Consider the following 11,141-nt stretch of genomic DNA (forward strand, 5'->3'; position numbering starts at 1 on the left):
ATGCGGTACAATCCCCGCTTTCTTCATCCTCAAGGGACAAAAAATGGACAAACGCTTTGTTCAGGCCCATAAAGAAGCGCGCTGGGCGCTGTGGCTGACCCTTCTCTATCTTGCCGCCTGGCTGGCGGCGGCCTATCTGCCGGGCGTCAGTATCGGTTTTACCGGCCTGCCGCACTGGTTTGAAATGGCCTGCCTGCTGGTGCCGCTGCTGTTTATACTGCTGTGCTGGGCGATGGTGCGCTTTATCTTCCGTGATATCTCTCTGGAGGATAACGATGCAGCTTGAGATTATCGTGGTGCTGATCGCTTATCTGTTTGTGGTCTTCGGACTGTCGATTTACGCGATGCGTAAACGCAGCACCGGGAACTTCCTTAGCGAGTATTTCCTCGGCAGTCGATCGATGGGGGGGTTTGTATTAGCCATGACCCTCACCGCCACCTATATTAGCGCCAGCTCGTTTATCGGCGGCCCCGGCGCCGCCTATAAATATGGGCTGGGTTGGGTACTGCTGGCGATGATCCAGGTACCGACGATCTGGCTCTCTCTCGGGATCCTCGGCAAGAAGTTCGCGATCCTGGCGCGACGCTACAATGCTATTACCCTTAACGATATGCTGCAGGCGCGCTACCAAAGCCGCGCGGTGGTATGGATTGCCAGCGTCAGCCTGCTGGTGGCCTTTGTCGGGGCCATCGCGGTGCAGTTTATTGGCGGCGCGCGCCTGCTGGAAACCGCTGCCGGGATCAAGTACGAAACCGGTCTGCTGATCTTTGGGATCACCATCGCGCTGTATACCGCTTTCGGCGGCTTCCGCGCCAGCGTACTCAACGATACGATGCAGGGAATGGTGATGTTGATCGGGACGATCGTCCTGCTGGTTGGTGTCGTCCATGCTGCCGGCGGCCTGCATCAGGCGGTGGACACACTGCAGCGGATCGACCCACAGCTGGTGTCGCCGCACGGTGCGGATGATATCCTGTCCCCCACCTTTATGACCTCGTTCTGGGTGCTGGTTTGCTTCGGCGTTATCGGCCTGCCGCATACCGCCGTACGCTGTATCTCCTATAAAGACAGCAAAGCCGTGCACCGTGGGATTGTCATTGGCACGATCGTCGTGGCGATTCTGATGTTTGGCATGCATCTCGCCGGCGCTCTTGGCCGCGCCGTCCTGCCGGGCCTCACCGTGCCCGATCTGGTGATCCCGACGTTGATGGTCCAGGTGCTGCCGCCGTGGGCTGCAGGACTGTTTTTAGCCGCGCCGATGGCCGCGATTATGTCGAACGTGAACGCCCATTTACTGCAGGCATCGGCTACGATCATTAAAGATCTGTGGCTCAGCGCGCAGCCAACAAAAAAACGCAATGAGCAGAAGCTCAAGCGGATCTCAACGATCGCCACCTTAGTGCTGGGTATATTAATGATGCTGGCCGCCTGGCGGCCACCGGAAATGATTATCTGGCTCAATCTGCTGGCCTTCGGCGGCCTTGAAGCGGTGTTTTTATGGCCGTTGGTGCTGGGCCTTTACTGGGAGCGGGCAAACGCTGCCGGGGCGCTCAGCGCGATGTTGGTGGGCGGCGTGCTGTATGCCGTGCTCGCGACGTTTCATATTCAGTTCCTGGGCTTCCATCCTATCGTGCCCTCGCTACTGCTAAGTTTGTTGGCTTTTGTCGTCGGGAACCGTTTCGGCCACCCCGTCCCGCCAGCCCCTGTGATGACTACTGATAAATAAAGAGTTTTGCTATGCCATGGATCCAACTGAAACTAAATACTACCGGCGCGAACGCAGAAGATCTTAGCGATGCGCTGATGGAGGCCGGATCGGTCTCCATCACCTTCCAGGATACGCACGATACGCCGGTATTTGAGCCGTTGCCCGGGGAAACCCGGCTGTGGGGCGATACCGACGTGATCGGCCTGTTCGATGCCGAAACCGATATGAAAGCGGTCGTTGCCCAACTGGAGCAGCATCCGCTGCTCGGCGCCGGCTTTGCGCATAAAATTGAACAGCTGGAAGATAAAGACTGGGAGCGCGAGTGGATGGATAACTTCCACCCGATGCGTTTCGGTGAGCGCCTGTGGATTTGTCCGAGCTGGCGCGATGTCCCCGATGAGAACGCGGTCAACGTGATGCTTGATCCGGGACTGGCTTTTGGTACCGGCACTCATCCCACTACCGCCATGTGTCTGCAGTGGCTCGACGGCCTCGACCTGCAGGGCAAAACCGTTATCGATTTTGGCTGCGGTTCCGGCATCCTGGCGATCGCCGCCCTGAAACTGGGTGCCGCTAAAGCTATCGGGATTGATATCGACCCACAGGCCATCCAGGCCAGCCGTGATAACGCCCAGCGTAACGGCGTCTCCGAGCGTCTTGAACTGTATCTGCCGCAGGATCAGCCAGAAGCCATGAAAGCCGATGTCGTGGTCGCAAACATCCTCGCGGGCCCGTTACGTGAGCTGGCCCCCTTAATCAGCGTCCTGCCGGTTACAGGCGGCCTGCTGGGCCTTTCCGGCATTCTGGCAAGCCAGGCGGAAAGCGTCTGCGAAGCCTACGCCCCGCTCTTCACCCTCGACCCGGTGGTGGAGAAAGAGGAGTGGTGCCGGATCACCGGCCGGAAAAACTAAGCGCAATGCGGCCTGCGGGCCGCATTTTTGTTTCCAGTAGCCACCAAATAATGCCTGGAAATGAGAGGCAGATCGCACTACAGAGTACTTTTTTGGCTACAAAAACAGCGTTTTATGCCGTCAGGCAGCGAGTTTATCTAAGAAAAATCGAGAAGTTTTACGATTTTATAAATGGACACAAATTACCCATCATCAATTAAAGTAATGATTAATATAAGTATTTATTCATCGCTTTTACGCTAGTCCCGGATTCATTGATCTGCAACAGAGGATTGCTCAAAGTTTGGCCTTTCATCTCGTGCAAAAAATGCGTAATATACGCCGCCTTGCAGTCACAGTATGGTCATTTCTTAACTCATGCGCATCGGACACCACCAGCTCAGAAATCGCCTGATCGCAGCGCCCATGGCTGGCATTACTGACAGACCATTCCGGACGCTGTGCTATGAGATGGGAGCGGGTTTAACCGTTTCCGAGATGATGTCCTCTAACCCACAGGTGTGGGAGAGCGACAAGTCCCGTTTACGGATGGTGCATATTGATGAGCCCGGTATTCGTACCGTGCAAATCGCCGGTAGCGTACCGGAAGAGATGGCTGCAGCCGCGCGGATTAACGTGGAAAGTGGCGCCCAGATTATAGATATCAATATGGGATGCCCGGCGAAAAAGGTGAATCGCAAGCTTGCAGGTTCAGCCCTCTTGCAGTACCCCGAGCAGGTGAAGTCAATCCTGACGGCGGTCGTCAACGCGGTGGACGTTCCTGTGACTCTCAAGATTCGCACCGGTTGGGAACCGGAACACCGTAACTGCGTAGAGATTGCCCAACTGGCCGAAGAGTGTGGCATTCAGGCTCTGACTATTCACGGACGCACCCGCGCCTGCTTGTTTAACGGAGACGCTGAGTACGACAGTATTCGGGCAGTTAAGCAGAAAGTTTCCATTCCGATTATCGCGAATGGTGACATTACTGACCCGCTTAAAGCCAGAGCTGTGCTCGACTATACAGGGGCTGATGCCCTGATGATAGGCCGTGCAGCTCAGGGAAGACCCTGGATCTTTCGGGAAATCCAGCATTATCTGGACACTGGAGAGCTGCTGCCCCCGCTGCCACTGGCAGAGGTTAAGCGCTTGCTTTGTGCGCACGTTCGGGAATTGCATGACTTTTACGGTCAGGCAAAAGGGTACCGAATCGCGCGTAAACACGTCTCCTGGTATCTTCAGGAACATGCTCCAGATGACCAGTTTCGGCGCACATTCAACGCCATTGAGGATGCCAGCGAACAGCTGGAGGCGTTGGAGGCATACTTCGAAAATTTTGCGTAATAGAAATAAAGAGCTGACAGAACTATGTTCGAACAACGCGTAAATTCTGACGTACTGACCGTTTCTACCGTTAACTCTCAGGATCAGGTAACTCAAAAACCCCTGCGTGACTCGGTTAAACAGGCACTGAAGAACTATTTTGCTCAACTGAACGGTCAGGATGTGAATGACCTGTATGAGCTGGTACTGGCTGAAGTTGAACAGCCCCTGTTGGACATGGTGATGCAATACACCCGTGGTAACCAGACCCGCGCAGCCCTGATGATGGGCATCAACCGCGGTACACTGCGTAAAAAACTGAAAAAATACGGCATGAACTGATACTAGTCAGTTGCTTGCTTGATATAAAAGGCGCTCTTCGGCATGGGGAAGCGCCTTTTTTATTATCTGCGCCGACAGAACACATTACTGATTCACTACCCGCAGTACAGGCTCCTGCGATAAACGAGCAGCACAGACCACCGCCATAATATTATCCACCAGCGCAGGTGCCTGCTGATACAGATCGAAGCGTTGCGGTTCAAGCAGCCAGTTTTTAATCAAGCCGGAAAAGGCGCTATGTAAAACAATTAATATCACGTCGATATTTGTTTCGGCTGGCAATATATTGTTACGCACACAGCGCTGCAGAATGCCGCCAATAACGGAATAGTTAAATCCAATGCGTTGGCGAATTTCGCTCTCCGATAACATATCGCTGGCAAACTCACAGCGTTGATAAAGGATTTGCATCAGGGCACGCTGGCGAGGATTCTCAGCAATATAGCGCAGGCCGGCAATAAATCGCTGGCGCAAATCTTTTAAGGGCTCCTGCTCATTCCTTGTCGCCAGGTTTTGCTGAATCAAATCCCTGAGCGGCGGCTGCTGCTGCCACATCTCATTAAACAACTCGGTCTTACTGGCAAAATGCCAGTATACGGCACCGCGAGTCACCCCCGCCGCATCAGCGATATCCGTCAGGGTCGTATTGGTCACCCCCCGCAGGGCGAACTGCTGGATCGCGGACTCAATCAGGAGCTGCCGCGTGCGCAGCGCCTCCTCTTTGGTTTTTCTCGCCATATAAGATCTCAGTTCCCGATTAACAGGCAATATAGATTTTTCTGAAGATCCCTTAATCTAACATTCGGTGCACAATATTATTTAGCAAAAATGCAGACAAGCTAATTCTGATGTAGAAAACCAACGAATCACCCTAATGAATATTAATAGTCAACTCATTCATTAAAACAATGTCTGTTTATTATGTTTTACAATTAAGATAAATAGTAAAAACAGATCGGCCATTTTTTTGTTTTTGCGTGCCTTGCTGATTGCTTAAAAATAAGTATCTCTTACATCCAATGGCGTTTATTTGTAGGATGGCAAACTGCTTTTTGATTCCCTCTTTCTTTCACAGATTCGCCGCCGAATTTGGCACGTAATCTATAAGGAACCGCAATGACAACTCACGCCAGAGTGACACTTTTATCCGGTTTAATTATCTCTGCCTTGTTGCTTACCGGCTGCGATAATTCGGGCAACCCGCAACCCCATGCACAGGCGCCGCAGGTGACGGTCCATGTCGTGAACAGTGCGCCGTTGTCGGTCACCACCGAACTGCCAGGCCGCACCTCTGCTTTTCGCGTGGCGGAAGTCCGCCCCCAGGTGAGCGGTATCATCCTGAAGCGTAACTTTGTTGAAGGAAGTGATGTCGAAGCAGGTCAGTCGCTTTATCAGATCGACCCGGCAACCTATCAGGCCGCCTGGAACAGCGCGAAAGGCGATGAGGCCAAGGCCGAAGCCGCAGCCGCCATCGCCCATTTGACGGTGAAACGTTACGTTCCACTGCTAGGTACCAAATATATCAGCCAGCAGGAATACGATCAGGCGGTGGCCACTGCACGCCAGGCCGACGCCGACGTCATCGCCACCAAAGCCGCCGTAGACACCGCCCGTATCAACCTGGCCTACACCAAAGTGACCTCCCCCATAAGCGGGCGCATCGGCAAATCGAGCGTCACCGAGGGCGCGCTGGTCACCAACGGTCAGTCGGATGCCCTGGCCACCGTCCAGCAGCTCGACCCCATCTATGTCGACGTGACGGAGTCCAGCAATGACTTTATGCGCCTTAAGCAGGAAAGCCTGCAGCGCGGCGGTGATACAAAAAGCGTTGAGCTGGTGATGGAGAACGGCCAGGCCTATCCGCTTAAAGGGTCGCTGCAGTTCTCTGACGTCACTGTCGATGAAAGCACGGGCTCTATCACGCTACGCGCTATCTTCCCTAACCCGCAGCATGCCCTGCTGCCGGGGATGTTCGTCCGCGCTCGCATAGACGAAGGTGTCGATCCGCAGGCCATCCTGGTGCCGCAGCAGGGAGTGACCCGCACGCCGCGGGGCGATGCCTCCGTGATGTTGGTGAATGACAAAAACCAGGTTGAAACCCGGGAAGTGGTCGCGACTCAGGCCGTTGGCGATAAATGGCTCATCACCAGCGGACTGAAGCCGGGCGATAAAGTGATTGTCAGCGGCTTACAGAAAGTCCGTCCAGGCGTCACCGTCAAAGCGGAAGCGGAGCGTGCGGCACCGGCCGCACAATAAGGATACTCAGCCATGTCTAAGTTTTTTATCCATCGACCGGTCTTCGCCTGGGTGCTGGCCATCATTATGATGATTGCCGGCGGCCTGGCCATCCTGCAGCTACCGATAGCGCAGTATCCGACGATTGCGCCCCCTGCGGTGGCGATCTCCGCCACCTACCCGGGTGCGGATGCCCAAACCGTGCAGGATACGGTCACTCAGGTTATCGAACAGAATATGAACGGTATCGACAACCTGATGTATATGTCGTCGACCAGCGACTCCGCTGGCTCGGTAACCATTACGCTCACCTTTAAGTCCGGCACCGATCCGGATATCGCCCAGGTGCAGGTGCAAAACAAACTGCAGTTGGCTACGCCGCTGCTGCCTCAGGAAGTACAACAGCAAGGGATTAGCGTCGAAAAATCCAGCAGCAGCTTCCTGCTGGTTGCTGGCTTTATCTCTGATAATCCGGCCACCACCCAGGACGATATCTCTGACTATGTCGCCTCCAACGTGAAAGACCCTATCAGCCGCCTCAACGGCGTGGGCGATGTGCAGCTGTTCGGCGCGCAATACGCCATGCGCGTCTGGCTGGACGGCAATCTGCTGAACAAATACAACCTGACGCCGGTCGACGTCATCAATGCGCTGCAGGTCCAGAACGATCAGATCGCCGCCGGCCAGCTCGGCGGTACGCCAGCGCTGAAAGGCCAGCAGCTGAACGCGTCGATCATCGCTCAGACCCGGCTTAAAGATCCGCAGGAGTTTGGCAAGGTTACACTCCGGGTCAATGCCGATGGTTCGGTCGTCCATCTGAAAGACGTCGCCCGCATTGAGCTGGGGGGAGAAAACTATAACGTCGTCGCGAGAATTAACGGTAAACCCGCCTCTGGTCTGGGTATTAAGCTTGCGACCGGCGCCAACGCGCTGGATACTGCCACCGCGATTAAAGCGAAGCTGGCCGAGCTACAGCCCTACTTCCCTCAGGGGATGAAGGTTGTCTATCCGTACGATACGACCCCTTTCGTCAAAATCTCCATCCACGAAGTGGTTAAAACGCTCTTTGAGGCAATTATCCTCGTCTTTCTTGTCATGTATCTGTTTCTGCAGAACATGCGCGCAACGCTCATTCCGACGATTGCCGTTCCTGTCGTGCTGTTGGGTACCTTTGCGGTACTGTCGATGTTTGGCTACTCCATCAACACCCTGACGATGTTTGGCATGGTGCTGGCGATAGGCCTGTTGGTCGATGACGCCATCGTGGTGGTGGAAAACGTCGAACGTGTAATGGTTGAGGAGAAGCTCTCGCCAAAAGAAGCGACGGAAAAGTCGATGTCGCAGATCCAGGGGGCGCTGGTGGGTATCGCCATGGTGCTCTCTGCGGTATTCGTCCCGATGGCCTTTTTCGGCGGCTCGACTGGCGCGATTTATCGTCAGTTTTCGATCACTATCGTCTCCGCCATGGCGCTCTCCGTGCTGGTTGCGCTGGTACTGACGCCGGCGCTCTGCGCCACGTTGTTGAAGCCAGCCTCAGCCGAACACCATGAGAAAAAAGGATTTTTCGGCTGGTTTAACGCCCGCTTTGACCAGAGCGTCAATCACTATACCAACAGCGTTAGCGGCATTCTGCGTGGAACAGGCCGTTATCTGGTGATCTACCTGGTGATAGTCGTGGGGATGGCCGTGTTGTTCATGCGTTTGCCCACGTCCTTTCTGCCCGACGAGGATCAAGGCGTCTTCCTGACCATGATCCAGCTGCCTTCCGGCGCGACCCAGGAGCGCACGCAGAAGGTGCTGGATACCGTAACCGACTACTATCTGCATAACGAGAAGGCCAATGTTGAAAGCGTCTTTACCGTTAACGGCTTCAGCTTCAGCGGCCAGGGGCAAAACTCCGGCATGGCGTTTGTCAGCCTGAAACCCTGGGAAGCGCGTAGCGGTGATGAAAACAACGTGGAGTCGATTATTAAACGGGCCACCGTGGCCTTCAGCCAGATAAAAGACGCCATGGTTTTCCCGTTCAACATGCCGGCAATTATTGAGCTGGGTACCGCCACCGGCTTCGACTTTGAGCTGATCGACCAGGGTGGGCTTGGCCATACCGCCCTGACCCAGGCGCGAAACCAACTGCTCGGCATGGTGAAACAGCATCCGGATCAGCTGGTCCGGGTACGGCCCAATGGGCTGGAAGATACGCCGCAGTTCAAACTGGATGTCGATCAGGAAAAAGCACAGGCGCTGGGCGTATCCCTCTCCGATATCAATGAAACGATATCCGCCGCGCTGGGCGGTTACTACGTCAATGATTTTATTGACCGCGGCCGCGTGAAGAAAGTGTACGTCCAGGCTGATGCCCACTTCCGTATGCTGCCGAGCGACATTAACAACATGTATGTTCGTAGCGCCAACGGCGAAATGGTTCCGTTCTCCGCCTTTGTCACTTCACGCTGGATATATGGCTCGCCACGCCTGGAGCGTTACAACGGTTTGCCATCCATGGAGATCCTCGGTGAAGCCTCGCCAGGCAAAAGTACCGGGGAAGCTATGGCGCTGATGGAACAACTGGCCAGTAAACTGCCGAGCGGCATCGGTTACGACTGGACCGGGATGTCTTACCAGGAACGGCTCTCCGGCAACCAGGCGCCTGCACTCTATGCCATCTCATTGATTGTCGTCTTCCTGTGCCTGGCGGCGCTCTATGAGAGCTGGTCGATTCCGTTCTCAGTGATGCTGGTTGTGCCATTAGGGGTTATCGGCGCATTATTAGCAGCTTCGCTTAGAGGGTTGAATAATGACGTTTATTTCCAGGTTGGCCTGTTAACGACTATTGGTTTATCTGCGAAGAACGCTATTCTTATTGTCGAGTTCGCTAAAGATCTTATGGATAAAGAAGGGAAAGGCATTATTGAGGCGACCCTGGAAGCATCTCGTATGCGTCTACGCCCTATATTAATGACTTCACTAGCCTTTATTCTAGGGGTCATGCCGCTGGTGATTAGCCATGGTGCCGGTAGCGGGGCTCAGAATGCAGTGGGCACCGGTGTGATGGGCGGGATGCTTACCGCGACACTGCTGGCGATCTTCTTTGTTCCGGTGTTCTTCGTGGTCGTTAGGCGACGCTTTACCCGGCACGCTGAATAATCGACTATAATTATCAAGGCGTCACGCGGCGCCTTTTTTTATATCTATCAGAACAACAAGTTAGTAGACATATTAATTTTTTATCCCCGACTAACGCATTGGAAAATCCCTTCCTGCATATTCTCTTCATTATTTCTCATTTCTCTTCACGATATTTACACTGCTCATAATTTGAGATTATTTCCCCTTCCAGGCCTGTGTCATTGCGGTGGTAAAATAAGCTATTCCGTTATGTGTCAACAACGTTGACAGCAAACGGTTATTTAGAGGTAATACCATGAATAAATTAATATTAGTGACATTGTTAGCAACGTTGCTTGCTGGCTGTGCCCATGATTCCCCGTGCGTGCCTGTCTATGACTCGCAGGGCCGACTGGTGCATACCAATACCTGTGTAAAAGGCACAACACAGGACAACTGGGAAACGGCTGGTGCGATCGCTGGTGGGGCCGCAGCGGTTGCCGGTCTCACGTTAGGTATCGTGGCGCTGACTCGTTAGCAACTCCGCTCCACAAATGCTCAGCCTGGAGGCGTTCCCTTCGGCTCAGTCGCCAGAAAGACAAAAGGCCCAGTCACACGACTGGGCCTTTCATTTACGTTGATATGACCGCTGCTTTCCCCAGAGGCGGTGCTGCGCACCTTTTCCGGGCTACAGGTCGTGCAGGGCGGGTGCGAATCCGTAGCCCCGGTAAGCGCAGCGCCACCGGGGGAGCTGGCGGCGCGTCTGGCCGCAAAAAACAAAAAAGCCCGGTCTTCCGCTGAGCCTTTCGTTTTATTTGATGCCTGGGAATGATGGCGGGCGTCCTGCCCGCTACCCTCCGGCCGTTGCTGCGCAACGTTCAAATCCGCTCCCGGCGGATTTGTCCTGCTCCGGAGAGCGCTCATCGGCAAACAACAGATATAACAAAAACAAAAGGCCCAGTCTTTCGACTGGGCCTTTTGTTTTATTTGATGCCTGGCGATTCCCTACTCTCACATGGGGAGACCCCACACTACCATCGGCGCTACGACGTTTCACTTCTGAGTTCGGCATGGGGTCAGGTGGGACCGCCGCGCTATTGTCGCCAGGCAAATTCTTTACAACGTGCCGAACTTTAACCTAAAAAGTGGTGCTGATACCCAGAGTCGAACTGGGGACCTCACCCTTACCAAGGGTGCGCTCTACCAACTGAGCCATATCAGCACGCTAAATTTGATGCCTGGCAGTTCCCTACTCTCACATGGGGAGACCCCACACTACCATCGGCGCTACGGCGTTTCACTTCTGAGTTCGGCATGGGGTCAGGTGGGACCACCGCGCTATCGCCGCCAGGCAAATTCTGTTTTATCAACACGTCCTGCGGACGCATCGATTAATCTGTATCACGCTGAAAATCTTCTCTCAAATCCGCCAAAACATCTTCGGCGTTGTAAGGTTAAGCCTCACGGTTCATTAGTACCGGTTAGCTCAACGCATCGCTGCGCTTACACACCCGGCCTATCAACGTCGTCGTCTTCA

General features: G+C 54.3%; 8 protein-coding genes, 1 tRNA gene, 3 rRNA genes and 1 pseudogene. 8 read left to right on the plus strand and 5 right to left on the minus strand.

Features of this window, described 5'->3' with window-relative positions; genetic code table 11:
* Positions 1 to 43 precede the first annotated feature (43 nt).
* The 5 genes and pseudogenes from N438_RS13755 to fis all read left to right on the plus strand — a co-directional run bounded on the left by N438_RS13755 (position 44) and on the right by fis (position 4,264).
* Positions 44 to 286, plus strand: a complete 243-nt coding sequence (locus tag N438_RS13755; protein ID WP_012540445.1) for a YhdT family protein — start codon at positions 44 to 46, stop codon at positions 284 to 286.
* Complete coding sequence (panF, locus tag N438_RS13760) at positions 276 to 1,727, plus strand: sodium/pantothenate symporter (protein WP_008806698.1); 1,452 nt, start codon at positions 276 to 278, stop codon at positions 1,725 to 1,727. The genes N438_RS13755 and panF overlap by 11 nt, the downstream gene beginning before the upstream one ends.
* Before the next feature lie 11 nt (positions 1,728 to 1,738).
* The gene (gene prmA, locus N438_RS13765; RefSeq protein ID WP_008806699.1) at positions 1,739 to 2,620 is read left to right on the plus strand and encodes a 50S ribosomal protein L11 methyltransferase; all 882 of its coding nucleotides are present in this window, start codon (positions 1,739 to 1,741) and stop codon (positions 2,618 to 2,620) included.
* A 357-nt stretch (positions 2,621 to 2,977) separates the two neighbouring features.
* Positions 2,978 to 3,986, plus strand: a pseudogene (gene dusB, locus N438_RS13775) (tRNA dihydrouridine synthase DusB).
* Positions 3,968 to 4,264, plus strand: a complete 297-nt coding sequence (gene fis, locus N438_RS13780; RefSeq protein WP_000462905.1) for a DNA-binding transcriptional regulator Fis — start codon at positions 3,968 to 3,970, stop codon at positions 4,262 to 4,264. Before dusB ends, fis begins: the two are co-directional and overlap by 19 nt.
* 84 nt (positions 4,265 to 4,348) lie before the next feature.
* On the opposite strand, the gene envR is transcribed toward fis, so the two are convergent.
* Entirely contained in the window at positions 4,349 to 5,002 is a 654-nt protein-coding gene (gene envR, locus N438_RS13785; RefSeq protein WP_008806701.1) for an acrEF/envCD operon transcriptional regulator, read from the minus strand.
* 378 nt (positions 5,003 to 5,380) lie between these two features.
* Between envR and N438_RS13790 the strand changes: the two genes are divergently transcribed.
* From N438_RS13790 to N438_RS13800, 3 genes are all read left to right on the plus strand, one after another.
* Complete coding sequence (locus N438_RS13790; protein ID WP_008806702.1) at positions 5,381 to 6,520, plus strand: efflux RND transporter periplasmic adaptor subunit; 1,140 nt, start codon at positions 5,381 to 5,383, stop codon at positions 6,518 to 6,520.
* Between the two features lie 12 nt (positions 6,521 to 6,532).
* Positions 6,533 to 9,643 carry an efflux RND transporter permease subunit gene (locus N438_RS13795; protein WP_060619395.1) on the plus strand — a complete coding sequence of 1,037 codons (3,111 nt, stop codon included), beginning with the start codon at positions 6,533 to 6,535 and terminating at the stop codon, positions 9,641 to 9,643.
* A gap of 277 nt (positions 9,644 to 9,920) precedes the next feature.
* The gene (locus N438_RS13800; protein WP_023298285.1) at positions 9,921 to 10,142 is read left to right on the plus strand and encodes a hypothetical protein; all 222 of its coding nucleotides are present in this window, start codon (positions 9,921 to 9,923) and stop codon (positions 10,140 to 10,142) included.
* Positions 10,143 to 10,596: 454 nt separating this feature from the next.
* Here N438_RS13800 and rrf (N438_RS13810) read toward each other — a convergent pair.
* The 4 genes from rrf (N438_RS13810) to N438_RS13825 all read right to left on the minus strand — a co-directional run.
* Positions 10,597 to 10,712 (minus strand): 5S ribosomal RNA (rrf, locus tag N438_RS13810).
* Between the two features lie 38 nt (positions 10,713 to 10,750).
* Positions 10,751 to 10,826: transfer RNA gene (locus N438_RS13815), tRNA-Thr, on the minus strand.
* A 14-nt stretch (positions 10,827 to 10,840) separates the two neighbouring features.
* A 5S ribosomal RNA gene (gene rrf / locus N438_RS13820) occupies positions 10,841 to 10,956 on the minus strand.
* 98 nt (positions 10,957 to 11,054) lie between these two features.
* Positions 11,055 to 11,141, minus strand: a 23S ribosomal RNA gene (locus N438_RS13825); the annotation flags it as partial.

This window comes from Klebsiella sp. GL120222-02 (assembly GCF_003097195.1).
GTDB lineage: Bacteria > Pseudomonadota > Gammaproteobacteria > Enterobacterales > Enterobacteriaceae > Klebsiella > Klebsiella variicola.

What these genes read in the sequence shown, in the direction of transcription:
- N438_RS13755 (WP_012540445.1), top strand. Translation starts at nt 44, where the DNA reads ATGGACAAACGCTTTGTTCAGGCCCATAAAGAAGCGCGCTGGGCGCTG.
- fis (WP_000462905.1), top strand. Translation starts at nt 3,968, where the DNA reads ATGTTCGAACAACGCGTAAATTCTGACGTACTGACCGTTTCTACCGTT.
- N438_RS13800 (WP_023298285.1), top strand. Translation starts at nt 9,921, where the DNA reads ATGAATAAATTAATATTAGTGACATTGTTAGCAACGTTGCTTGCTGGC.
- prmA (WP_008806699.1), top strand. Translation starts at nt 1,739, where the DNA reads ATGCCATGGATCCAACTGAAACTAAATACTACCGGCGCGAACGCAGAA.
- N438_RS13790 (WP_008806702.1), top strand. Translation starts at nt 5,381, where the DNA reads ATGACAACTCACGCCAGAGTGACACTTTTATCCGGTTTAATTATCTCT.
- panF (WP_008806698.1), top strand. Translation starts at nt 276, where the DNA reads ATGCAGCTTGAGATTATCGTGGTGCTGATCGCTTATCTGTTTGTGGTC.
- envR (WP_008806701.1), bottom strand. Translation starts at nt 5,002, where the DNA reads ATGGCGAGAAAAACCAAAGAGGAGGCGCTGCGCACGCGGCAGCTCCTG.
- N438_RS13795 (WP_060619395.1), top strand. Translation starts at nt 6,533, where the DNA reads ATGTCTAAGTTTTTTATCCATCGACCGGTCTTCGCCTGGGTGCTGGCC.